At 35.0% G+C, this 23,069-nt stretch carries 29 protein-coding genes, 1 rRNA gene and 1 pseudogene; 1 reads left to right on the forward strand and 30 read right to left on the reverse strand.

Annotation, left to right across the window (positions count from 1 at the left end; translation table 11 throughout):
* The 29 genes and pseudogenes from FXW34_RS22055 to FXW34_RS22195 form a co-directional block, all read right to left on the reverse strand.
* Nucleotides 1-556 (reverse strand): annotated as a pseudogene (locus FXW34_RS22055) (glycohydrolase toxin TNT-related protein); the annotation flags it as partial.
* Between the two features lie 3 nt (nt 557-559).
* Nucleotides 560-886 carry a hypothetical protein gene (locus tag FXW34_RS22060; RefSeq protein ID WP_147536181.1) on the reverse strand — a complete coding sequence of 109 codons (327 nt, stop codon included), beginning with the start codon at nt 884-886 and terminating at the stop codon, nt 560-562.
* Nucleotides 879-1,589 (reverse strand): DUF5081 family protein, encoded by a 711-nt coding sequence (locus tag FXW34_RS22065; RefSeq protein WP_246141257.1) that lies wholly within the window; start codon nt 1,587-1,589, stop codon nt 879-881. Before FXW34_RS22065 ends, FXW34_RS22060 begins: the two co-directional genes overlap by 8 nt.
* Entirely contained in the window at nt 1,586-1,885 is a 300-nt protein-coding gene (locus tag FXW34_RS22070; RefSeq protein WP_147536182.1) for a WXG100 family type VII secretion target, read from the reverse strand. The genes FXW34_RS22065 and FXW34_RS22070 overlap by 4 nt, the downstream gene beginning before the upstream one ends.
* 35 nt (nt 1,886-1,920) lie before the next feature.
* Nucleotides 1,921-2,298, reverse strand: a complete 378-nt coding sequence (locus FXW34_RS22075) for a hypothetical protein (protein WP_147536183.1) — start codon at nt 2,296-2,298, stop codon at nt 1,921-1,923.
* Between the two features lie 248 nt (nt 2,299-2,546).
* The gene (locus FXW34_RS22080) at nt 2,547-3,026 is read right to left on the reverse strand and encodes a hypothetical protein (protein ID WP_147536184.1); all 480 of its coding nucleotides are present in this window, start codon (nt 3,024-3,026) and stop codon (nt 2,547-2,549) included.
* A gap of 57 nt (nt 3,027-3,083) precedes the next feature.
* Nucleotides 3,084-3,548: a DUF5381 family protein gene (locus tag FXW34_RS22085; RefSeq protein WP_147536185.1), complete on the reverse strand. Its 465-nt coding sequence runs from the start codon at nt 3,546-3,548 to the stop codon at nt 3,084-3,086.
* Nucleotides 3,545-4,114, reverse strand: a complete 570-nt coding sequence (locus tag FXW34_RS22090; protein ID WP_147536186.1) for a hypothetical protein — start codon at nt 4,112-4,114, stop codon at nt 3,545-3,547. The genes FXW34_RS22085 and FXW34_RS22090 overlap by 4 nt, the downstream gene beginning before the upstream one ends.
* 28 nt (nt 4,115-4,142) lie before the next feature.
* A complete protein-coding gene (locus tag FXW34_RS22095) occupies nt 4,143-4,574 on the reverse strand; it encodes a hypothetical protein (protein ID WP_147536187.1) in 432 nt (143 codons plus the stop codon).
* 12 nt (nt 4,575-4,586) lie between these two features.
* The gene (locus FXW34_RS22100) at nt 4,587-4,985 is read right to left on the reverse strand and encodes a hypothetical protein (RefSeq protein ID WP_147536188.1); all 399 of its coding nucleotides are present in this window, start codon (nt 4,983-4,985) and stop codon (nt 4,587-4,589) included.
* A gap of 30 nt (nt 4,986-5,015) precedes the next feature.
* Entirely contained in the window at nt 5,016-5,465 is a 450-nt protein-coding gene (locus tag FXW34_RS22105; protein WP_147536189.1) for a hypothetical protein, read from the reverse strand.
* Nucleotides 5,466-5,561: 96 nt separating this feature from the next.
* Nucleotides 5,562-5,960, reverse strand: coding sequence for a hypothetical protein (locus tag FXW34_RS22110; RefSeq protein WP_147536190.1), 399 nt, complete (start codon nt 5,958-5,960; stop codon nt 5,562-5,564).
* Between the two features lie 22 nt (nt 5,961-5,982).
* Nucleotides 5,983-6,567 carry a hypothetical protein gene (locus FXW34_RS22115; RefSeq protein WP_147536191.1) on the reverse strand — a complete coding sequence of 195 codons (585 nt, stop codon included), beginning with the start codon at nt 6,565-6,567 and terminating at the stop codon, nt 5,983-5,985.
* A gap of 66 nt (nt 6,568-6,633) precedes the next feature.
* Entirely contained in the window at nt 6,634-7,218 is a 585-nt protein-coding gene (locus FXW34_RS22120; protein WP_147536192.1) for a hypothetical protein, read from the reverse strand.
* Between the two features lie 134 nt (nt 7,219-7,352).
* Nucleotides 7,353-7,865, reverse strand: coding sequence for a hypothetical protein (locus FXW34_RS22125; RefSeq protein WP_147536193.1), 513 nt, complete (start codon nt 7,863-7,865; stop codon nt 7,353-7,355).
* 64 nt (nt 7,866-7,929) lie between these two features.
* Complete coding sequence (locus FXW34_RS22130) at nt 7,930-8,376, reverse strand: DUF5085 family protein (protein ID WP_147536194.1); 447 nt, start codon at nt 8,374-8,376, stop codon at nt 7,930-7,932.
* A 2-nt stretch (nt 8,377-8,378) separates the two neighbouring features.
* Nucleotides 8,379-8,831 (reverse strand): hypothetical protein, encoded by a 453-nt coding sequence (locus tag FXW34_RS22135; protein ID WP_147536195.1) that lies wholly within the window; start codon nt 8,829-8,831, stop codon nt 8,379-8,381.
* Nucleotides 8,821-9,612 (reverse strand): hypothetical protein, encoded by a 792-nt coding sequence (locus tag FXW34_RS22140; protein ID WP_147536196.1) that lies wholly within the window; start codon nt 9,610-9,612, stop codon nt 8,821-8,823. The genes FXW34_RS22135 and FXW34_RS22140 overlap by 11 nt, the downstream gene beginning before the upstream one ends.
* Before the next feature lie 22 nt (nt 9,613-9,634).
* The gene (locus FXW34_RS22145; protein WP_147536197.1) at nt 9,635-11,071 is read right to left on the reverse strand and encodes a T7SS effector LXG polymorphic toxin; all 1,437 of its coding nucleotides are present in this window, start codon (nt 11,069-11,071) and stop codon (nt 9,635-9,637) included.
* A gap of 26 nt (nt 11,072-11,097) precedes the next feature.
* Nucleotides 11,098-11,382, reverse strand: coding sequence for a TIGR04197 family type VII secretion effector (locus FXW34_RS22150; RefSeq protein ID WP_147536198.1), 285 nt, complete (start codon nt 11,380-11,382; stop codon nt 11,098-11,100).
* Nucleotide 11,383: 1 nt separating this feature from the next.
* Nucleotides 11,384-11,806, reverse strand: a complete 423-nt coding sequence (locus FXW34_RS22155) for a YwqH-like family protein (RefSeq protein WP_187119066.1) — start codon at nt 11,804-11,806, stop codon at nt 11,384-11,386.
* A gap of 18 nt (nt 11,807-11,824) precedes the next feature.
* Complete coding sequence (essC, locus tag FXW34_RS22160) at nt 11,825-16,279, reverse strand: type VII secretion protein EssC (RefSeq protein ID WP_147536200.1); 4,455 nt, start codon at nt 16,277-16,279, stop codon at nt 11,825-11,827.
* Between the two features lie 58 nt (nt 16,280-16,337).
* Entirely contained in the window at nt 16,338-17,519 is a 1,182-nt protein-coding gene (gene essB, locus FXW34_RS22165) for a type VII secretion protein EssB (RefSeq protein ID WP_147536201.1), read from the reverse strand.
* 73 nt (nt 17,520-17,592) lie between these two features.
* On the reverse strand, nt 17,593-17,844 hold the full coding sequence (locus FXW34_RS22170; RefSeq protein ID WP_147536202.1) for an EsaB/YukD family protein: 252 nt from the start codon (nt 17,842-17,844) through the stop codon (nt 17,593-17,595).
* Nucleotides 17,845-17,856: 12 nt separating this feature from the next.
* Nucleotides 17,857-18,360 carry a type VII secretion protein EssA gene (gene essA / locus FXW34_RS22175; RefSeq protein WP_187119067.1) on the reverse strand — a complete coding sequence of 168 codons (504 nt, stop codon included), beginning with the start codon at nt 18,358-18,360 and terminating at the stop codon, nt 17,857-17,859.
* Nucleotides 18,361-18,527: 167 nt separating this feature from the next.
* On the reverse strand, nt 18,528-18,824 hold the full coding sequence (locus tag FXW34_RS22180) for a WXG100 family type VII secretion target (RefSeq protein WP_147536204.1): 297 nt from the start codon (nt 18,822-18,824) through the stop codon (nt 18,528-18,530).
* Nucleotides 18,825-19,248: 424 nt separating this feature from the next.
* Complete coding sequence (gene paiA / locus FXW34_RS22185) at nt 19,249-19,767, reverse strand: spermidine/spermine N(1)-acetyltransferase (RefSeq protein WP_147536205.1); 519 nt, start codon at nt 19,765-19,767, stop codon at nt 19,249-19,251.
* A gap of 108 nt (nt 19,768-19,875) precedes the next feature.
* Nucleotides 19,876-20,457 (reverse strand): TFIIB-type zinc ribbon-containing protein, encoded by a 582-nt coding sequence (locus FXW34_RS22190; protein ID WP_147536206.1) that lies wholly within the window; start codon nt 20,455-20,457, stop codon nt 19,876-19,878.
* Nucleotides 20,458-21,436: 979 nt separating this feature from the next.
* The gene (locus tag FXW34_RS22195; protein WP_187119068.1) at nt 21,437-22,162 is read right to left on the reverse strand and encodes a VCBS repeat-containing protein; all 726 of its coding nucleotides are present in this window, start codon (nt 22,160-22,162) and stop codon (nt 21,437-21,439) included.
* A gap of 131 nt (nt 22,163-22,293) precedes the next feature.
* Here FXW34_RS22195 and FXW34_RS22200 point away from each other — a divergent pair, with 131 nt between their 5' ends.
* Nucleotides 22,294-22,518 carry a hypothetical protein gene (locus tag FXW34_RS22200; protein WP_147536207.1) on the forward strand — a complete coding sequence of 75 codons (225 nt, stop codon included), beginning with the start codon at nt 22,294-22,296 and terminating at the stop codon, nt 22,516-22,518.
* Between the two features lie 415 nt (nt 22,519-22,933).
* Here FXW34_RS22200 and rrf read toward each other — a convergent pair.
* A 5S ribosomal RNA gene (gene rrf, locus FXW34_RS22205) occupies nt 22,934-23,050 on the reverse strand.
* Nucleotides 23,051-23,069: the final 19 nt, after the last annotated feature.

Raw genomic sequence — 23,069 nt, forward strand, 5'->3', positions numbered from 1 at the left:
TAGCCTGTTGGTATTCCTTTTGCGAAAAATCTTGATTGGGATTGAGCTCTTTCCAAGCTTCGTATTCCAATTTCATCTGTTTTCCGTAGAAGTTGTCACCATTGAAGATGTCGTCTAGGCTTATTTCGGGTTTTTCTATTTCTAACGAATTGTATGTACCAGCCGTAATATGAACTGTTTCACTGAGCCCGAGCCGGTTTTTGGTCGTGTAGTTGGAGATCGACAAATCACGCATCTCCTCCACAAACGCATCGATATCCTTATAAAATCTTTCATCGATTGTCCGGTCAACGATATCGCCTACTTTTCCAGTAAATCGATGCAAGACTTGAAAGTCCTCATATAATGCCTGGTAATTTGATTTTTGGCTGGTGTGGTGAAACGGTATCACGCCATCGCTATCATATTTCGCGATTAACTGTTCGATATCCTCTAAATTATCACTTAGGTCCTTAAGGGAATCAATCATCCCTTTGCCCCAACGTCCTAGGCCGATTAAATCTCCAATTCCTTCACGCATCTTTTCCCAGTCTTTTGGAATATATTTTACATCCATTGATTATACCTCCAGCTTGGCGATGATTTGCTGGGCAATCTCGTTATCGGCCTTCATCATTGTATTGAGAATATCTATGACTAAACTAGACGCACGAATATACTGATCCTGAAGGTCCATTACTTTCTCATTTGCCTCACGATAAACCTTCATCACCTCCATCGCTTTTCCATCTATATAAAAATCTAAATGACTTAGTTTTTGAATGTTAGGTTCTGCATTGGTCTTTAATTCAGTAAGGATCTCCTGTAAATAGTTATATATTGTTGTAATCTCATCAGGATTGACGAGAATTTTGGCACCACCTGTACCTCCGTGTGCTTTATGCATTCGACTTTCCCTCCTTATATGGGAAATCCAGTGCATCAAAGAGAACCTTTAGAAACCAATATTGGCTTGCTTGGTAATATTTTTTATATACTGTATCTACCATGATTAATTTTTCACCTTTCACGAAAATCAGCCACTGTTGATAGTTATGTAAAAAATTAAGGCCTTTTGGATCCCCATTTGATCGAAAGATTTCGAGATTCATAAACATGGATTCGGGTTCAAAGTTTTCTGTTTCCATTCTTTCCTGATAAGATAATTCTTCCTTTAGAAACGTCTTTTCCCTATCAACTGGTTCTCTTCTTATCAGTGGAAAGTTTGCAGTTAACATTTGCAAAACGATTGCTTTTGAGATAACTCGTAGCTGATATTCTCTTTGTTCTTCTAATTCCACTAGTATAATAACTTCATCTTCTTCCAAACCTTGAAAGGCAAACATAAGGTTATTGATTCGAACGTATTTCCCACTCTGGTGGTATAGCTCGATAGCCCGAATGATGATTGCTCCACCCTTTGTTATTTTTCCATCAGATGAAAGAATCCCCTTCTCGATTAAGCGTTGGTGGGCATCCGCAAATACTTCTTCCCCCTGTATTTGATAGATTTGTTTTTCCGGCAGTCCAAACAGAACATTTCCATCAAAAGCTGCTGCCAACAGGTATAGTTCCGGTACAGTAAAAACATCAATCGATTCATTCATCATAGATTTCTCACTTCATTCACAGCATTATCCTGCAGGAAGTCATTCATATAGCCTTCGAGATTATTTAAGGCTTTCGTTTGCTTAGCAAGTGCATCTTGCATATCCTTATGGTATTTCTGAATGATTTCGAGATAAGACAAAAAGCTATCTCGTGCTTTGCCGCTCCACTTCGCAGAATGGATATAGGCAATTAACTGTTCACAGCTTTCATAAGAAACCTGAACTGACTGTTCTAACCCTTTTGCGGCTGCCTTCGCTTCATTCACCTTATCACCATAGATAATTACATTTCCCACAATTCACCGCTCTCCAATCTTTGATAATTTAATTGTTATTTACTTTTTGCCTTCTTTGCTTCTTCTGCTCTCTTAGCTTCTTCTGCTGCTTCCTTTATCGCTAGATTTTTGTAATAGATATATCTTTGATAGGCCTTGTCCGTTGCCGTAATAATATCTGTTCGTTTTTCAAGATCATATATAAAATAACTATTTAACTTTGCGGTTAATTCCTCTCGTTTCGTATCAAAGTCACCGGAAGGAATCTTCGAGTTTGATAGATTTGGAACTGAATTAATATAGGTACAATTAGCAGAATTTGCTTCTCTTACATGTTTATCATGCTCTAAAAGTGCATCCCCTAGCTTCTGATATAACTTGTAGTACTCGTCTCTTTTTCTTTCATACGTCGTTCTTCCAAAATTAAAAAACACAGTATTCACTTCCTTGTTACTTTTTCATAAAAAATATAAAGATTTATGGAGATTGCTAAAGGTTTTATTAGATTTATAGGCTTATAAGGATAATTTTACCATGTAAATATAAGGTATCTCCACATTCCTTTAGTACTTATTGGAGAGAAATGCGGAAACTTGTCTGTTGATGATAGAAAAATGGACGGATTTTCTGCCAAATCCGTTAGTTGGATATGACAGAAAACCGTCCAAATGCTTCGTATCTACTATTTTAAAAATCGTAAGACTTCATCTAGGTTAGAAGTGGTTATAAAAGGTTTTTTTATTGCCTTTTTAATATTGGCGTTCCCATTATCAGATATTACTAAAAAGGTAGGATCTTGAGTAATGGTTCCGACACCTTGTTTTTCGTTCCATTCAGCAAGATTATACACGTAGGTCGAAGTTACTTTCCCTGTCGCAAAAAGGGCATCCTCAATATTTGAAAATGCATCTTCATCTTCTTCTAGATCTTGAGAATTGCTCCATTTATTAGATACCGTTACTACTGCGTAATCCTTTTGATTGACCTTATAAGCATTCTTTTCTATATACTTGGTAAGCAACAAATTAATTCCCAGAGAGACTACTAATAATATCAAACTATCGACCGCATCTGAATACTTCCCAATAATTAAAAATGAAATAACACCGATTAAAAACATGATGACTGTTAGACCCACTATATTTCTGAATATCCTAATCACTCATTTTCATCCCCTTAGTACAATAAAACTATCACAAGAAAGGCTCACTCGAGATGTTTATATCATCTTATGATTACTAACATATTGCTGTAGGGTATCAAATATCTCAGCCTCTTCCTTCTTAGTTAAAACATGATAAGATGGAATATATACCGTTTTTTTATCCTTACATTTAAGAGCAAATCCATAAGATTTTAGTCCTAAAAAACCAGTTGGTACTTCCCCAAGCAATTCAACTTTAGCGATGTTTTTACGATTGATTTCTATATTCTTCACTATGATTTTATCAGCATCATAAGAGAACATGACTGGACTTTTAAATAATAAGTAATGCATAAGTAAAAAAACTCTTCCGAAAATGAAAAAACTCATCAGGAATGAAAAAAAATAAAAAACCCTCCTTGGAATGCCATCATCTGAGTACAAAGCTGCGAAAAACAGTAATATCCCTACCACGACAAAACCTAAAGCAAGAAAAAAACGGCCAAGCACAACGAATTTTCGATACTTTATTACCTTCATAATATGCCTCTCATGGCAGTCATTAAATTTGTGATCAGACTCTTCCAATTCGCTTCATTTATGGTTTTTATGAGTAAATTTGCGCTTTGGCTTTTATCCAGATTTGTATTATGAACAATCCAGGTCCTTTCATCACTTATTAACAGAAGATAAACCTCCGTAAATGCAGGCTTAGTAAAAGTATTTAACATTACCTCTGGTCTCTCATAGTAATTTTCTGCTAATAAAAATACACCTAATATATATTCTGAAACAGCCCCAAAATTTTGCGAAACAAGGATTACTATCAAGTATTGTATCTTCTGACTTCTATTAAAAACGGCTGGAACTGAGTAAATTAATGACAACACAATTAGGACAGCAGTAAACCAGAAATGATAGGTTACAATTTCTTTTGCATTTGGATAGGTAGTGTTATCCATAAAGTGGTATTCTAAGTACCAAAATAGAGCTTGTAAAAATATGGATAAGAACAAGGCAACCCCCATTAAAGTTGGACTCTGTCTTCCAGATTCGAAGGGGCCTCGAAGTACCGAAAAATCTTCTTCAGTTAATTTTCTAAACATCTCTTAAACTCCTATACATTTTCATTGTTCAGCTATTCTTCCGCAAAAAGTTTATGACATCAATAGTTACGACGATTGTCGCAAATATAAATACGGGCCATCCAAGCCAAGTTATGATATATATATGGCCCGTGTAGATTGTTTGCATCCAAATAGAGCCTGCTATTCCTCCATAAAAAATGAGTAATGAAAAGGCTAAGGATAGATTGTTTGTAATTACCATTTTCCGTCCCAATTTAGCGTTGTATTCTGCAATTTCTTGATCCTGTAATAATGGATTCTGTTTTTTATCAAAGTAACCATCTAATAAGCTTTTTTTCAGAACGCGGGGAATAATCACAAATAGAAAAAGAAACAGTGATAAAAACGGATTAAAATTAGCATCAAAATTATAAATAGCACTCAGAATATTTATTATTAAGCTCAATAGACAAATTAAAATAATGTATATAAATTTCATAGAATGCTTCTCCTATCTATTTGAAATAGGAATTTCGGTGTCAATTTCTCGTGCTCGTAAAGTTTGTATCCCGCTAATTAAATAAAGAATTCCCGCTACGAAGACAAGGGAAAGTGTTCCAATTATGATTAATAGCACTCCTTGAATGGTTGTAGCCTTTTGCGAAACATTCTTTCTACATACCACTCCAACAACTCCGAAAACGATAAATGCCACTATAAAGGAAATCCATAATGATAATGGCCCAGGGTATTTTGCAAATTCCCATAAGTAGGCATTGGTTTGATGACCATTTATCGTAATTTCAATCGGTGCTATCATCCCAATGATAAAAAAATAGGCTGCTAATAAAAAATATATTATTGCACCAATTAGTGTTAATTTTCTAGACAGTTTTGCGTGCTTATTCAATTAAGACCCTCATTTCCAAGTAAATGATAGCTATTTTCTCATTAAATGCAGGTATAGTTTTTCATGCGGTGCGCCAATAGCAATTTTTTTATGAGCCAACCGATTCACAACTCCGAACCCCTTAATGCTAATAATAAATGTAAGAGGAATCATGTAGACTATACAAAAAGAGATATACAACTTAATCAGCCTCTTAAGAAAGGCCTCCTCTAATTCCTTGTATCTTAATTCATTTGCCTTTTTAATAAATTGAAAGCAAATAATCCAATTGGAAATATACACCATTCCCATTATTGATAGAAAAATAGTTAAGCCAATCTGGAAGAACCTCTCACTATCCTCTTGAAACCAAATTAGCCCCACTGACATTAAAATGACGCACATTAATCCAAAAATGATTCCAATTAGCGCTGCCAACCAAAATGTTCGCCTTGGATAGACTTTCATTAATTTCCACAGTTTTTCCTCATTATTATTCATAGTCACCACTACTTATTTGTTTTTTAATAAAAAGGTAGATAGAAAGAAACCAAACTTCTAGAGCAGAAAAAAACGCCTAAAAGTTTGGATTCAAAATCACATATTTATAGTAGGAATTTCTTTACCTTTTTCTTGAGATAGTAATGCAAAAATTCCGCCAATGATGTAAAAGATTCCCCCTATTAAAAAGAGTGAGATCATACCTAGTATAATTAATGTGACTCCTTGAAAAGTGGTAGCCCCTCTCTTAATCTTTCTACTAATAAAAAGACCCACTATACCAAAAACAAAAAACATGATGATCAAGGTCGCAATCAGCTTAAATTGCTCAGGATAGTTTACTAATTCCCATAAATACACACTTCTTTCGACCCCATCAACGATCAAACGGACTGGTGAAATCATTCCATCAACAATAAGATAAACAGCCATTAGAAGGAAAATGATTGCACCAACCAATGTAACTACCCTTGATATTTTTGCTCGCTTTTGCATTTCTTTCCTCACCTTAAGTCATTTACTCGACTTTATCATATTTAAAGTTCTCAATTTTAATATCAATTTTGTCCTTCTGTATTTTATTTAATAAATCAAACTTCTCATTTGAAATTGGAATAATGACAGGCACTGTACTATTCGTCTGTAGAACACCAATAGTTGTCTCTGGTAAACTTACATTTAACTTTTCGTAAGCATATCCATCTTCCTCATTCCCCACAGAAAGATCGAAGTTAAGGTTTTTTACTGAGAAGGGAAATCGATTAATAGCCATGAAAAGTAAAACTTTATCTCCACTTTCATGTGTTAAATAGTTTCCTAAAAACATAGTAAAACTATCAGCATCACCAAGTTTAGGATTTTCCTCTACAACACCACTTAAATATTGATAAATTTGACTAGTTTCAATCGTAACTCCTGCTTCTTCGTCTTCTTTTATCAACTGTACCTTTAAATCTTCTTTTGCATCTGTTTGAGTATTCACTTCAGTCTTCTTCTCATCACTATTGTTGCTCTGTTCATCTTTAGTGCTTCCTGTTGAATTCGAACATGCAGTCAGCAGTAAAAGAAAGGAAATTGTCAGAAGTATAGTAAGTTTTTTCATTAATAACACTCCATGTATATAAAAATGGTGGAATTTTACTATAATAGCCACTTTATTTGGAATAATTTACTCGACAATTTCATATTTAAAATTATCAAGCTTAATTTCTTGATCTTCTTTTTTCAGTTCACTTAATGTAGTGAATTTTTCTTTTGATATTGGAATTATTATTGGTACTGCGCCATTCCGATGGATAGAACCAATATTTTTCTCCGGTAAAGTTACCTTTAACTTATTCCAGACGAAACCACCATGCTCATTACCCACTGTAAAATCAAAATTTACATTTTTCATAGATTCAGGAAATCTATTAATCGCCAGGAATAGTAAAACCTTTTCTCCTGCATCATTTGATAACGAATCCACCAAATACATAGTAAAAGTTTTTTCGTCACCTAGTTTAGGATTATCTTTAATCGCATCATTGGCTATTTGATAGATTTCACTATTTTCAATTGTTAACCCATCTTCTTCATCTTCTTTAAGTATTTGTAATGTTAAATCTTCCTTTTCTTCGTTTTCATTATTCACGACGGACTCTTTTTCATTATTTCTGATCTGTTCATCCTTATTACTACTTCCTGTTGTTTCTGAACAGGCTGAAAGTAATAAAAGAAGGGCAAATAAAAGAACTACTAACTTTCTATTCACATAAACCACTCCAAATAGCTGTTTTGGCTTTTCTAGGATTAATCTTTAATTTGCTATATTACCAGTTTTACTTAACTGCTAACGGCAAGAAATTCTGCTAAATACTTTTTTTACATTAGATGTAAAGGTAAATACTATCTATGTTCTTCTAAAAATTGAACTACATCTAACGGTTTTGAGGTAACAAGGAATGGGTTTGTCATAGTTTTAAACAATTTAGCATCTTTACTTCCTGTAACAACCAAAAAGGTTGGGTCCTGTTCTACTGGTTTTTCCTCAAGAAACATATCATTCCACTGTTTTAAATTATATTCATAAAAAAAGCCCACCTTTTCTGTATTAACAAAGAGCTCGGTCTCCTTTTCAAATGGATGAACAAAATTTTCAAACTCAGCTTCATCCATTTCCTCATAGCTTTCAATGATTTTATCAGAAACAATTACAACTCCATATTCCTTTTGATTAATACCGTAAGCCTTTTTCTCTATCAATTTTGTTAAAAAATATGATATTAACAAAGATAATAAAAAAATAGAGAATAATTCGCTCGCTACAATGTAATCCCTTTCCTCAAACAGTGTAATTCCTGTAGCGATTAACATCATAAAACCTATGAATTTTACCAATGTTTGAATAAACCCTAGCATTCACACATCTCCTATTGATTTCATTTTGAACCTAAAATAAAGAAAAAATATTATGACAACTTGACTATACTGCTCCAACGCTCATTTCAACATACATCCTCCCTGAAGGACTACTTTTATATTCCACGAACATGGGCGTTCTTTGTGTTATATTAGACTGTCTAAGATAATTAATCAGTTCCCAATACTTCACTTGAGATTTTTCATCAAAATCATCAGTAATTCTAGTCATAATCATATTATCAACACAAAAATAACTATGATAATTTACTTCTTCATCTTCATGTATTTTGAAATGTGATTCTTCAATAGGTAGAAATATTTCTGCTACCATGACTTCTTCTTGTGGATCACTTAATATCGAAAAAAATAGTTTTCCGTTAGGATGATAACCATTTTCGCTTAATATTTTGTCAAAATCATTGATAGCAAGTTCAATTTCTTCCGGAATAAACCTATAAAGCTTAGAGGCTACATTTCGATATGTAATCTGATAGTCCTCAACGATCATACTTATTCTCTCCATTCTTTTATTGGCACATATAAATCAATAATCATTTCACCGTACACATCTAGTAATACACAATAAAAGGTTTCAGCAATTTCAATACTGTGGGCGACTGCATATTCTTTCACTTTTTGATATGCAGCATAAAAGTCTAATTCTTGATCAGCTTGACGGAGACACAAAGCTTCTTCAATTCCTAATTTACTTTGGAAATAAAAATCTTGATTATCTTCCAATAGCACAGGAGCATTAATAGGTAGGAAATAGGTAAAATGTCCAAATTTCTCTTCATTTTCAACAGGGGCTACCGAGAAAAATACTGGGCCATTTTTATAAATCTCTTCGGCTAATATGAAATCTTCCATCATAAAATACGGCTCTTGCCAATCTGCTTTTAATTGACTTGTCTCATAAACTAGTAAATTATCAAAAATAAGTGATCGATTTTCAATTCCCATGCTTTAAATTCCCTTCTGCTCCCAAATCTTCTGGTAACAAATTACCATCCCTATCAAAATTAAAACTCTTAAAACGATATTTACAATAGAGAATGACTAATTGTTCTGGAAGGACAAACAGAATTGTGAAGAAAATTAATATAGGTAATACAACTAACATAATTAAATCCATATTTATTTCCTGAACATTTCTCACCAAGAATAGAATAATAAATACCAATCCAGTACTACCTATCATAATAGAAGGTAAATTTGACTTTATGCCAGCTTCAAGGTCTCCTCTAAATAAATCTCTTTTAGAACCTTTTTTAAATTCACCCTTGGTAAGTAAAAGATAGAATCTTACAAACGTAACAATAAAAATCAATGCCCCAAATAATAACGTTGCAGTAGTAAAAGTATTTAACATTACTTCTGGTCTCTCATAATAACTTTCTGCTAATGAAAATACACTTAATATATATGTTGAAACAGCCGCAACATTTTGCGTAACAAGGATAACTAATAAATATTGCACTTTCTGACTTCTATAAAAAACTGCAGGAACTGAATAAATCAAAGACAACACAACTAGGACAGCTGTAAACCAGAAATGATAGGTTACAATTTCTTTTGCATTTGGATAGGTAGTATTATCCAAAAAATCGAATTCTAAGTACCACAATAGACTTTGTATTAAAACAAACAAAAACAAGGTAGCACCCATATTACTTGGACTCTGTCTTCCAGATTCGAAAGGGCCTCTTAGTACCGCAAAATCTCCTTCAGATAGCTTTTTCAACGTTATCAATCCTCTCAATAAATTAATGATACCAACTTTTTAGCTTATCCATTACAGAGTCATTCTTTTCCTTACCAAATTTATCTTTACCGCGTTTACTTAATCTATAGTTTACCCATAACCCCACTCCGACTCCTATTGCTGTTCCAACACCAGGAATTGGAATTGCTACTGTAAAAGCAGCTACTATACCTGTCTGTACTGCACCGCTAACTGCTAAATCTACAGTTGTATCCATTGCAGTCCTCGCTACTAATTTACCTCCACTTACTCCCTCAGCCTTTGCCTCAGCAAAATTGGAATATCCACTTAATCCTGCCCCAATAGGAGCTAGCGCTTTCCCTGCACCTTTTAGGAAGCTACCACTTTTAGCAATCCCTTTAACATCAAAAACTTCTTTAATTGAATTACCTGCACCCTTAAGAGATGCTTTGCCCACTGTTTTAGCTTTCTGAGTTAAACCTGCCTTATCATTCAGATATTCTAGTGATGAATGTTTTTTTAGAGCTGCTTCCCCAGTTTTGGACCACCCCGATTTTCCAGGTTTTTTGCTTGCATATTTTAACATTGTTGTACTCTCTGAACCAGATGCCAGTTTTTTTGCTCTATTAAACGCACGTTGTGCTTCTGCGTCTGGCTCTATGCCTAGGTGTTTTAAAGCTTCTTCTGTCGCATGAAGACGATAGTATTTCTTACCATTTACAATAACCACTTCAGTTCGTAGGCCTGCGTTTTTACCCGCCTTATACATAGCTTTACTTGTAATGAATCCTTCATAAGCTGTTTTCGCTTTCCCATAATGCTCATTAATTTTCTTAATAGTCAATAATGCCCCAATTCCAGGGCTTGCATAAAAGGTTGTAAAACGATCGTCCCCTTTCAACTCTCCAACATGCTTAAATAAAGATGTAATTTCATTTAGTACATTATTTATCTTGGAATGATCATCCTTACCAACTAAAGTAAAATTGGTTAATTTCTCACCAGTTTTATTAATGTAATCAGTTGCCTCTGATTTATTATGAGAAATTATTGAGGTACTGGGCGGAGATATACTGCTAATATCAGATATTCTACTTATAGTTTCATTAATTTCTCCAGTGGTATCTATCATCTTATTAAAAAGATTTGTAATGTTCTTAATATGATCATTTAAATAATCACAGTCTATCAAAGCTGATTCACTAGAATCTACATCAGACTTAAATATTGCGATGTGACTTGATAACTGCTTATCTATTGATGTAAAAAGTTCATCAAAAGCTTTATTGATTGTACTATGAAAATCTTTAAAATACTTTTTAGCTGACTTTGCCGCCTTTCCACTAAAAGAATCCATTTGGTCGATGACTTGAATATTAGATTCAATCGTTTTAAACGCGCTTTGCAAATCTTTCACAACATCTCCAACGTTATCAGAGAATGTAATAACCTCACTTATATCCACCTTATTCCCCATGTTATCCCTCCTTACCAATGTGATGTTTATACTTCAGGATGTAATGTCAAAGCGATTTTTAGGTCATGCTCTCTTATCGATTCACCGGTTTGCTTAAGAGTCGTAATATCCGTTTCCAAGATTAGTTTATATTTTTCAAGCAATTCAACTGCTTTAATCATATTTTCTAAATCCTCTTTAAACGGGTTAATATTTGTTTTACTAAAAGTTGAAGCTTTTATATTATTTGTTTGTAGATCTGCTAGTGAACTACTAAGCTTTTCAACATTGGTTCGAAATAGATCAATATTAATCCCAACTACAGTAGACATATTAACCCTCCTTTCTAGCCTTTGTGATTTTTGTATTTAAAATATTAATTTGTGACGAAAGGTTTGAAAGACTACTCTCATAATAACCCTTACTACTTTGAGCCCGAGCAATCTCCTCTTCCACTTGTTCTTTTCTATTTTCTACTTTCGATATATACGTATTAACACTATCTTTAAGGGTTTCAAATTTTTCATCAAATTTGTTTTTCTTGGTGCCTTTCCATTTACCCTCATCGACAGTAATATTTCGCAAGTTATTTTTGTGACCTATTAAAGAGGAAATCTCATTTGATAGTTCATTCGAAGCTGTTTGTAATCTTTGGATTTTTGTATTTAATGCTGAAATTTGGCTTTCAACATTACCTATTTGATTAGTAATGTTAGATTTTTGTCTGATTAAATTATTTACTTTATCACTGCTCATCATCTCAAATCCTTTTTTTTATTTTGGAAGTTTTAGTTTCACATGTTGGTGATCTTGCACAATATAACACTCATCCTCATTAGGATATTTTTCATTTGAGATAAAACGTTGTTTAAATATGTCTTGATCACTGAGGCGCATGCTTAAAATCCCGTCACGGACATGGTCACGAACAAATCTAGGTATCTCCTCATAGCTTTGTCCCACATATGTGTAGCCTGAGCCGATGATAAAATATACCCCCGTTTTAGGACCAAGATTGATTAATAGTTCTATATCTCCAATGTTAGCCATTGATCTGGTACAAAAATCTTTCAAATCCGTGATAAATATTAGCCAATTCGGAGACTCAACTCCACTTTCTATCCGATTATTTATTTCTGCAATAAAATCATTTTTGACCTGTACTAAACCTTCATTTTCAGAAATATAGGCATTAACCACCGTTTTGTGATCTTTTAATAATTTCTCTCCGGTATCAACTATCATGGTTTGATACTGATTTTTAATAAGTGCCATACTCTTTGCAAGAGAAGCACTTACACTGTTTAACCGATCAGAACGGTCGCTTACAACAAGAATATTGCCTTTGACAGCAATATTAAATGCATACGGGACAACATTTTCAAATTCAAGTCCAATTGGTAATGAGCCTTGGTTTACTAATTCAGTCGTTAAACGATTTTGTTTGAATTGGTCTAAATATAATTCATCTGGCATCATCGGAATTGGATCAGGTCTTGCTCCAGTCCAATAAGAATCCATTTCTTTGGACTTTTGCTGAATACTAGCAACAATCTCTATAGCATCTTCTCCATACTCTGGCAAAGCTGTCTGGAAAAGAACTGGCTGTTCTAATTTCACCAAACCTCGACCCGCTACTTCCTCAATCTCAATATCGGTTCTTCCGACAATGGAACGCACTTCCAATTGGTCAATAAGGAAAAGTGATATTTGAGTTTTTATATTTGAAAGCATTGGCATTCTAAGTGCATTTTGTCGACCTGCACTAATCACGAGATGTAAACCTAAACTTCCACCTTCACGGGCAATTTGGGTAAATAATTTTTCAAATTCATCAACAAAATGGGCTTCGCGAACTGAATCATAATTGTCAATAACAATTACAATTTTTGCCATCTTGTTTCCACTTACTTTTTCATACATTTCTAGATTCGCAACACCAAATTTACTTAATTGCTGCTTCCGTTCCTTAACTTGCTTTGTTAAAATCCGAATAAATTTTGCGATTTTCTCAGATTCATCAATTAAAATGGTATCAGCTACATGCGGCAGTTGCTTTAACGGCAATAAACCATTTGTTCCAAAATCAAGCAAATACATGTGTAAGTTTTCCGGGCTATGCACATTTGCTAGACCTAAAACCACAGTTTGCAAGAAGGTTGACTTTCCGTATCCTGGACTTGAAAAAACAAGTAGATGACCATCTTTTGATAGATTAATTTTCAACGGTTTTTGCTCCTGCAGTTCCGGTAAATCAGCAAAACCAATTATTGGTTCTAGTACTTTACTATCATTACTCTCCCACTCAATTTGATATTTTACAGAATTTAAATGAGTTAGATAGATTCTCTCTTCAAGCGGTGGCAGCCACGGTCTTGGTAGTTCTTCAATATTGTTTTCCTTCGTGTAGGCCTGAATGTAATCTACAACAGCATCGAGTTCAGTTGGGACCTTTGAGATTGATTTTTTCTTAGAAAGGCCACTTAAGTCATCAGAGAGAATGTCATATTGCCCTAGTTCATTGATGGCATAAATCGTTGTATCCTGTAAATCTTCATCATTTTTATCTGGGATATAATCGGCTCCGCTCCATGCACTTTGAAATAGCTCATAAATTTCATTATTACCCACCTGTAAGTAGGAACGTCCTGGCAGGGTGATTTCCGCTGCATCAGGTGTTTTCAAAATTTCCATCGAATCGCTTGAGTTTTGAACCTTAAGGGCCAGCTTAAATTTCGAGTTCGACCAAATTTGGTCATCCACAACACCGCTTGGTTTTTGAGTCGCCAAGATGAGGTGAATCCCTAGTGAACGTCCAATCCGAGCTGTCGAAACTAGCTCTTTCATAAAATCAGGTTGTTCAGATTTAAGCTCTGCAAATTCGTCTGAGATTAAGAATAAATGCGGCATTGGCTCATTAGCCTCACCCGATTTATATAGTTTTTGATATTGATTGATATGATTAACATCATATTCGCCAAATAAGCGCTGTCGCTTTTGTAATTCGGCTTTAATCGAAGCAAGCGCCCGCATTGACTGAGCTCCATCTAAGTTCGTAATGGTTCCCAATAAATGTGGTAAATTTTTAAATAAGTTTGCCATCCCGCCGCCTTTGTAGTCGATTAACAAAAACGCTACTTCGTGCGGATGGAAATTAACTGCAAGCGAGATGATATAAGACTGAACGATTTCTGATTTACCGGAACCTGTTGTTCCAGCAACCAAGCCATGTGGCCCATGTGCTTTTTCATGTAAATTCAAGCTGACTAAATCATCTTTCCCTCGCAAGCCAAGCGGCACAGCCAAGCTTTTATAAGTTTCATTTTGGGCCCAACGCTGTTGTATGCCGAGTTCTTCTACCCGTTCAACTCCGTACATTTCAAGGAAGGTCACACTTTCCGGAATAGAATTCTTTAGATTTTGCAAATGTATAAGCGGTGCAAGTCCTCGCGATACGTCTTCCTTATTGAAATCCTCAGAAAAATGATCTGGTGTGAAAAGGCGATTAACAAGCTCACCCTCTTCAAGAAGGATATTGCCGTATGCTGCATCACGAATATCTATTACAGTTTTCACATGCTCTGGTAGTGACTGCATGACATCTTGAACAAACACAAGTGAAACACCAAGCTCACTCGGGTCTTCATTAAAGTACTCCATCACAGAATGATCCAATATCAATTTTTCATCGGTTATCAACACGACGAAATGAGGTGAAAAATAGAGCTTTTCGTTTTTATTCTTCTTTTCATCAACTGCAAGCTTGCGTTCTTTTAATATTTGATACAGAGAATTGAGCACTTGGTCACGCGAGCGTTCATGGTACACAAAACCGCGAACATTGATATCTCTTAGACTTGCATGTGGAAGCCAGCGCATCCAATCCCACGTTCTTTTTTCCGCTTCCGGAAAAATCGTCACGAATTGCAAATCGTGATAGCTATGGAATAATGACAACTGCATCACAAGCATTTGAAGCTGCTCTATCACAAGCTGACGCGGACCGATATAACCAACTGGACCTTTCATTAATGAAGTTGCGACAGGAACTTGGTCTAATGAGAGAAATTGAGAGCGCAACGTCCTTGCTTCCTCAACTAATTCGTCCTTATCCTGGGTAAACTCCTCAACATTGAATTCAATATCAAAGCTTGTATCAACCCGACCTAAACCAACACGATACATGAGGAAATCATGGTGAAACATCGTCTTCTCATAAATTCGCGAATGAACATTCATTGCCATTTCTCTGATTTGGTCTACATTTGGATAATGATACTGCAGCGAATGCCGTTGGTCCTCGCAAGCAAGGTATAATTCATTTGTCTTTTGTTTTAAATAATCATGATAACTGCGGTCTCTTTCCTTTAAATCAATACGATATTGCTTTAGATTTTTCAGATATGAAGTAATTGAAAAAATGACAGTTGTTACAGTCATCGCCAACATCGCAATCATAAAGATTGCATTCGTCCTCATAAAAGAAATCAAGATGGTTGCCACAATCATAACGATTGAAGGAACAATCGTCCGCGCAAGCTGTTCACTCGGTTTGTTAGGTTTATTAGAGGGTTTCGCAATTCTACGCTTTTCGTTTGGCTCCCGATAAATGATACGAGGAGAACGATGATATTCTGGATATTGACCTCCAAAGCCTCGTGCTACTCCGTATAAACGTACTAATTTTGAATCGGCAACCAATTCAGGTGAGAGAATTTCTATTGTATCTTTTCCAATCCGCATCATACACCCGTCAAAGAAAAGTAAATCCCCAGGTTCAACCCATATATCTCCTCTAGTCTCTAGGAAGTTATGAAAAATCTGTCCGTTATTCACAACCAATTTAAACGGTGCATCCAGTTGCTCACGCATCAAAACAAAATCAGCGTTGGTGTTTTTCACCGAAATATCGTCATATTCGTTTGAACCAACCGTAACACTAAAGCACTGCGTCATATCATACACATTCGCTTGAGTCTCCTCCATCAAGAAAAGTCTCATTGTGAAGTCATGGTGCTTCAGTGTTAGTTGTTTATTCAGCTGAAGTTGATTTTCGCCAATCATACAGGACACGCCGTTCCAAATAATGGACAATGAATATTTCAAATCGCTGAAGGTAATTGTATTGGACAAATCATTGCCAATTGACAGTTTCCTAGGTTCATTAACTTTTAAATGGCATTTATGTAATTGCTCTCCACAACTCAGCAGTAATAATCGTTGCGCCATCTTTCTCTCCCTCTCTAATCGGATAACACTTGCGTTCCGTTCTCAGAATTTCAAACTATTATTTAGGGTTAATCGTTTTTGAGTCTAGTCCATATTTTTCTTTGTAATCCTCATACTGATCCATGTAGCTTTCCATTTTCTCGTCACGCTCAGCGCCACTTAATTTCGGATCTTTTTTCACTTGTTCTATTTGCTCGATCAAACCATACATAATTAAATTTGGATCATCTAAATACTTGGCAAGATCAACGGATTGCTCCAAATCCCCTCTGCCATTGTAAATCCAATACAATAAGTAGTTTGAATTACTTTTCAGATGGACGTTTTTCAAAATAGACGCTTTTTGATCCTTTGAGAGCTTCTCTGATTGAATATAAGAGTAAGCTAGAATATACTTACTATCCTTCGTTAGCTTTTTTGGATCATGGCCCTCTAACTCTTTTATCACATTATCGTAATCTGCTGATAAAAAGGCATGATTGGCATTTAATAATTGACTTTGTTCAGGAATTTTAACAAACCCCAAATAGCCTAACGGCACAGCTAAAAGAACTGCGAGTGCAATCATCGAAAACGCTAACCCTTTATAAAGACGGAAGCGTTTTTTAGGAACAAACTGCATCGTTTTTTCATGCTCTGATATTTCTTTTATGTAACTTGTACGTAGATAGCTAAATAAAGAATCAAAGTCTTCAAGCTCTGCGATCTGTTTTTCAAATTCTGATTCCTTTACATTTTTTAACGAGCCGTAGTAAAGTTCCTCAAAGGTATATTTTTTTGAAAATAATGCAATAATCAAGGCTTTATATTGCTGTAAGAATTTCTCTTCATTCATCTCAAATGGGGGAACTAAATCCCGGATTCCGCGATATGCTAATGTCGGCATTAAATTATCATCAAATACCAAATTATCCGGATGTAAGAAGAAAGTAATTCGTGAGGTTAGGCATTTTTTGAAGCGAGCAATATTACACAATAAGCGAAGCTTATCACTTCGATTTAGTTTGCGTACGTCTTCCCATGTCTTGGCTCTTTGGTCTACTAAAAATGAAAAGACTACTAGATCCTCTTCCTCTTCAATGACTGCCGGTAAAAATAACTCAGAGGGTACATTCATCATGGCCAAATGTTGAATGTCATTCACGTGGGTTTGAGATTTCGGCAATTTCAACTGCCATAAATCTGGATATACTAAAAATTGGAAGGTTAATGACTCCATCTTAAGTGTTCTTTCCTTCATGTCCTTTTACTCCTTTTTTCATGTTACGCGTTTCTATTTGTGGAAATAGCCAGGAAAAGATGTCCTTCCCTATCTATAAAACTAGCAAAACATCACCATTGGCTACTGGATAATCAATAAGCCTATCATCATCTGTCAGCAATAACTCCTTTGCAGGAATTTTTATCGTAAACAAGGATTCCTTCTTTATATCGAGCTGCAGAGATTCCACTAGATTTACCAACAATTGCTTCACCGGCTGATGAACCGGAATGCGCAAATCATAGCTCCCTTTACTCCACTCACTAAAATCAACGGTTACGTTAATATGTGTATCCTTAGACATAATCCGCTCTCCTCATCTAAACCATTTTTTCAGCATAATATAAACACCAACACAGCCAACCATCATAACCCCAGCAAAAGCTGAATACAGCAAAATTTTTTTAATATTAAAACTGCTGTTATAGGATTCATGTGAAGGTTGTTGAAAAGTGTAGTCATCTGAAAATAACACTTTTTCTATTTCCTTGAATTCCGAATCAGAATTATTTGGCATCGGGAAAAGATTTTCCTTTACTGTTTTGACATCTTCCTTATCCTCAGCTTGTATTGCCTTGGTGTTCGCCTCAGTCTGTTGCTTAAACAAATCCGATGCGCCTTTTTCTAACTCAGATTCTTGATTATCCTGAAGCTCTTGCTTCTGTTTTGTTGCTTCATCTTGCTTCGTAAGCTCAGATGGCTTCTCCATTTTTCCACTAATATCAAAATTGCTTTCCGCAAAAGAATTATGCGGCAATATCGATAGGAGTCCAAAAAGAAGGAAAGCAATTGTACTAAATACTTTCACGAATAACTTCATTTTCATTCTCCTCGTAATAACTATAGAAGTTCAGCAAACGGGGTTAATCTTTTGTGCCAATTCAAAATCAATACCAAAAGCCACACAACATTGTCGCGTGGCTTATGATCCAGACTACTACAGACTCAATCCACCTTATATGCTTTTACCACAGCAATTTGCTAGGTTTAAACAAGACCAAAGTTACGGGATAGAGCTTCATCATGCTCTGCAACTGCATCAGCTGTTTTGTTCAACTGAGTATTAATCTCATGCATTAGTTGAGCAAAGTTTTGAACCTTTGGTGATAGCTGTTGGAACTGCTCGTCAAACTTTCTAAAAGCTTGACCTTCCCACTCGCCAGAAAGTTCCCTTTGTAAATTAGTTAGATCCTTTAAGATTTGCTCAATTTGTTGCGCGCTTTGTTCGTAGCGTGTTGCTTTTGCTTTTAACTCCTGTGGAGTCATGCGAATTTGTCCTGACACTCTCTCCAACCCCTTTAAAATTAGTTACCTATTAAAATAGGCATTTTTTATCATATTAATTTCAATGATAAATCTAAATTGTGAGGTTTATGTGAAAATTTATAATTTTTCACATTTTACCTCTTACTATATTTACCATCTACGACTTAGTTCGTCAAATTAGCACAAATTTATTATCGAAACTTGTCTAGGTCTTTATTACTATTGAATTGTTTTGAATTGAGAATTTTCGTAGGAATAATGGATTACTTAAATGTTTTTAATCTCCGAAATATTCAGTGATTTATCTGGATTTTTTCTATAATCACCGGAATAACACTTGTAAGGTTATAGGTCTTTATTACTATTTTTCTTAACAAAAATAAAAAACTACTTCCTGTGAATGAGGAAGTAGTTTTTGGGTTTTTATTAATTTTGGTAATGATTATATAAGTATTTTGGTCATAATATAGTCTACTTGTTCTTCCGCACCCATATAAAAAGAATGGGCTCCTGTTTGAACAAACCCCATCTTCTTATAAAAAGCGATAGCATTTTGATTTTTTTCCCATACACCTAGCCAAACCAGCTTTTTATTCCGTTCTTTCGCAATTTCCAGCGCTTCATTAAACAAAAACTTACCTAGGCCATGTTTTTGATAATTGTTTTTAATATAGATCCGTTCGATTTCAAGTGATTCATTCCCCATATCTTCAGATTGAGCATCGTTTAGATTGATTTTTAAATACCCAGCCATTTCTTGATTAAAATAAACAAAATAGAATTCCGAAGAGATATTGGATAATTCCTTTTCTAACTGCTTTGAATTAAATGCCTTTTCCAAATAAGCATCAATATTTTCAGGTGTATTATGTTCTCTAAATGTTTCATTAAATGTTTCATAACTAATTTCTTGAAGTACGCGTAAATCTTCAAGTGTGCATTTTTTTATTGTTAAAAACATATTAGATTTCCGCTCCCTTACAATAATCAATAATTTCTCTTGTTTTCCTTTTTTATATCTTGATTTTTGGTCTCATCTCAAGGATTGTTTCCCAAGAGAAATTTGCCACTATTTAAACCAATTAAAGAAACCACCATCTTTGTCATTTTTATCGGAACTTTCTTTCTCGGCTTGTTTAATTTTTTTTAATAATGCTTTTCTTGTATCGTCCCACTTATCCTCAATTTCACTTGACCAATTAGAAGTGTAGTGCAATGAATTTGCTTTTATGTAAGCTTCATCAAAATCTCCATTATCAATATCAATCATTATTTCTTCAACCGTTGCCTGGAGTTGTTTCTCTTCCTTTATGGATTTTTTCTCCTCAGAATTTGAAATCCCGAAAAGCAAAGCAAAAACAAAAACTAATGCCAATAAACCAATTACACTACTTTTTAGTTTTCTATTAGTTTCATTTTTTTTACGTTGTTCTTTTTTATTAAACTTATAGCGCTCCTGTTCATATTGTTTATCTCTCATTCGTTCTTGATGTTCCATTTTCTTTAGCTGAACTTTTGCGTTAATGGATGCTTCACTTATTTCGCTTAAGATCATTTTATATCCGCAATATTGACAAAAAAATGTATCTATCCCGTCTTCGATTTCTAGGGCAGCACCACAATTAATACATTTCAATGCATGTACTTTCATTGTTATCCTCCAAAATAAGTATAATTTTAATAGGAAGCTAGTACTTTTGTGGTAATGATACCATAAAACCCATTATGAAATTGAGGAATTAATCCATCTGATTGTGCAAAACCATTACATTGCATTGAATTTTAATAGTATAAGGGGTTAACTGCAAAGGTGAATGTAATAAGAGGAGTTTTTACGGCTATTTGCTGAGTGGAGCCTGATTCGGGAGTAAATAAGTGGAGTTTTTACGCTTATTTGCTGGTGGAGCCTGATTCGGGGGGAAATAAGCGGAGTTTTACGCTTATTTGCTGGTGGAGCCTGATTCGGGAGTAAATAAGCGGAGTTTTTACGCTTATTTGCTGAGTGGAGCCTGATTCGGGGGGAAATAAGTGGAGTTTTTACGCTTATTTGCTGCTGGAGCCTGATTCGGGAGTAAATAAGCGGAGTTTTTACGCTTATGGACAGGAATATCCCCCTATTTTACGATTTTTGATTCAATAAGAGGAAATTCTCCGCCTATATAAGCTATTTTTTCCGATTTTCAATAATTAAGCGGAATTTATCCGTCTATTTTTTGTAAGAAATTAAAGGAGGCCTCTTAAAAGTTTACTCGACTTATGAGAAGCCTCTTTAAATGTAAATTTTGTTAACAAATTACTTCAATACCCTAAGAGCCCTGGGAAAAACATGGGATCTAAGCTTAACTTACGGATGTTTATCAATTTAATAACCATAAACAAGATGCCAGGACATAGAGTAGAAACTCTTAGCCTAGCATCTTTTAATATATGACATTATTCTATTCTCATCATCAGTTCTTAACTGAAACACTCCACAAGTATGATTATTTCCCCGACTTCAACACATGAAAAATATTCTATATCAAACATACGGAAAAGGTATACCTACAACCACTCACGAAGTTGATAGTCCTTCACGCACCGCTAATTTCTTGAGCTTGAATGTAAATACTTAGGGAAACGGTAAGCAGCTACCCTTGAGACCCAAAAATGGCCAAATCCTGATAGTCCAATATAAACATATAGCCATTCCATTTTAATCTATTTTGAATAGTGCCTAAAGTATCTGCATGGTATTTTCCTGCAATCTGTTGATAAGCAATCAGGTCATACAGATCATCAAATCCAAAATCAATTGGGTATAAGCCGCTTATAGGGTCAACCCACCCACTGATAGGCGTCTTCAATTTACCGTTTGCATCATATATTTCATTTAAATAATCAGACTCTCTTAGTGAAATATCGATCATATATCTTGTATTATTTCTTTTACTAAATACTTCAACCTTGTAATTATCTTTGTAAGTAACATCATATTGATACGTTTGGTTAAACTCATCAGAATCAAACAACAAACGTGGTTCGGCATTAACAAAGGAATAAATATAGTTATTTGTCGTTCCTCCACTACCACCTGTAGGTATGGTAATTAAAATATCATTGATCCTGTCTCCGGTAAAATCCCCCAAAAACAGTATGGGGTCATATCCCATATTTTCCTTCAGAGGAATATGAACAGAAACCCCTGTCGCTCCATCCCGGATTCCGAGTGTCATATTTTGTATAATGGAAACATCTGATTCTCTGTAACCGGTCACGTATACAATATCAGGGATCATGTCACCATTTACATCGCCAGTTGCGGATGTAACCACACCAGAAATTCTCATATTAGGATAAAAATAATATCTATTCATATTAGGCTCCCTGCAAAAATTTAATTAATACAATAACCTATTCACTAAACAAATACATGTTCATACCTGCTAAACTCATACAGGCACTTTAAAACTCATTGGTTATACAATAGAGTGAAAGGAGTGTAGCTATGCCTTGGCAACAGAAAATTCCGTACTTAATCAATCAGCCTATTGGTGTCTCGTTCTTAGATGGAACAGGAGCTTCAGGGGTTTTATGCGGGGCCTCAAGTGGAAAGCTTCTTGTTATAAAATACCTATATCAAGCACAATTCGCTTTAATGCAATATGATATGTATACGATCCAGGATATACATGAATTTCCACCTTGTCCTGATCAACAACCATTGTATTAATAGAAACACAGGGACGATTCCTGCGTTCTCCCAATTAATACTAATTTACTATTCGCCCTTAAAACTAAGTTCAAATTGCGGATGTTTATCAATTTAATTGCAATAAAAATGAGGCCAGAACAAAGAGTAAAAACTCTTAGTCTGGCCTCATTTAATATGTGACATTAAACTAGTCTAATCTCTATCTAGATTATATCTTCCGTATTCCACACATCCTCAATTCGCAAACTGAAAGACTTCACAAGAATAATTTCCCTGTATCAACACATGGAAAATTATTCTTTATCAATCATATGGAAAATATAAACCTTCAAACACTCCATGAATGTAAGTATTTAGGGAAACAGCGGAATCGTCTCCGTGTTTCTCTGGCACACAAAAAAAGCAATCCATATGAATGGATTGCATAATATTTGCCCGGCAGCGTCCTACTCTCACAGGGGGAGAGCCCCCAACTACCATCGGCGCTGAGAAGCTTAACTTCCGTGTTCGGTATGGGAACGGGTGTGACCTTCTCGCTATCGCCACCAAGCCTACGGCATTGAATCTGC

It is taken from the genome of Bacillus marasmi (genome assembly GCF_902168435.1).
GTDB lineage: Bacteria > Bacillota > Bacilli > Bacillales > Cytobacillaceae > Bacillus_BU > Bacillus_BU marasmi.

Coding starts and splice junctions, on each gene's coding strand:
- FXW34_RS22060 (WP_147536181.1), bottom strand. CDS start 886: ATGCATAAAGCACACGGAGGTACAGGTGGTGCCAAAATTCTCGTCAAT.
- FXW34_RS22065 (WP_246141257.1), bottom strand. CDS start 1,589: ATGATGAATGAATCGATTGATGTTTTTACTGTACCGGAACTATACCTG.
- FXW34_RS22085 (WP_147536185.1), bottom strand. CDS start 3,548: ATGAAGGTAATAAAGTATCGAAAATTCGTTGTGCTTGGCCGTTTTTTT.
- FXW34_RS22090 (WP_147536186.1), bottom strand. CDS start 4,114: ATGTTTAGAAAATTAACTGAAGAAGATTTTTCGGTACTTCGAGGCCCC.
- FXW34_RS22095 (WP_147536187.1), bottom strand. CDS start 4,574: ATGAAATTTATATACATTATTTTAATTTGTCTATTGAGCTTAATAATA.
- FXW34_RS22105 (WP_147536189.1), bottom strand. CDS start 5,465: ATGAATAATAATGAGGAAAAACTGTGGAAATTAATGAAAGTCTATCCA.
- FXW34_RS22110 (WP_147536190.1), bottom strand. CDS start 5,960: ATGCAAAAGCGAGCAAAAATATCAAGGGTAGTTACATTGGTTGGTGCA.
- FXW34_RS22115 (WP_147536191.1), bottom strand. CDS start 6,567: ATGAAAAAACTTACTATACTTCTGACAATTTCCTTTCTTTTACTGCTG.
- FXW34_RS22125 (WP_147536193.1), bottom strand. CDS start 7,865: ATGCTAGGGTTTATTCAAACATTGGTAAAATTCATAGGTTTTATGATG.
- FXW34_RS22130 (WP_147536194.1), bottom strand. CDS start 8,376: ATGATCGTTGAGGACTATCAGATTACATATCGAAATGTAGCCTCTAAG.
- FXW34_RS22135 (WP_147536195.1), bottom strand. CDS start 8,831: ATGGGAATTGAAAATCGATCACTTATTTTTGATAATTTACTAGTTTAT.
- FXW34_RS22145 (WP_147536197.1), bottom strand. CDS start 11,071: ATGGGGAATAAGGTGGATATAAGTGAGGTTATTACATTCTCTGATAAC.
- FXW34_RS22150 (WP_147536198.1), bottom strand. CDS start 11,382: ATGTCTACTGTAGTTGGGATTAATATTGATCTATTTCGAACCAATGTT.
- FXW34_RS22155 (WP_187119066.1), bottom strand. CDS start 11,806: ATGAGCAGTGATAAAGTAAATAATTTAATCAGACAAAAATCTAACATT.
- essC (WP_147536200.1), bottom strand. CDS start 16,279: ATGGCGCAACGATTATTACTGCTGAGTTGTGGAGAGCAATTACATAAA.
- essB (WP_147536201.1), bottom strand. CDS start 17,519: ATGAAGGAAAGAACACTTAAGATGGAGTCATTAACCTTCCAATTTTTA.
- FXW34_RS22170 (WP_147536202.1), bottom strand. CDS start 17,844: ATGTCTAAGGATACACATATTAACGTAACCGTTGATTTTAGTGAGTGG.
- essA (WP_187119067.1), bottom strand. CDS start 18,360: ATGAAGTTATTCGTGAAAGTATTTAGTACAATTGCTTTCCTTCTTTTT.
- paiA (WP_147536205.1), bottom strand. CDS start 19,767: ATGTTTTTAACAATAAAAAAATGCACACTTGAAGATTTACGCGTACTT.
- FXW34_RS22190 (WP_147536206.1), bottom strand. CDS start 20,457: ATGAAAGTACATGCATTGAAATGTATTAATTGTGGTGCTGCCCTAGAA.
- FXW34_RS22195 (WP_187119068.1), bottom strand. CDS start 22,162: ATGAATAGATATTATTTTTATCCTAATATGAGAATTTCTGGTGTGGTT.
- FXW34_RS22200 (WP_147536207.1), top strand. CDS start 22,294: ATGCCTTGGCAACAGAAAATTCCGTACTTAATCAATCAGCCTATTGGT.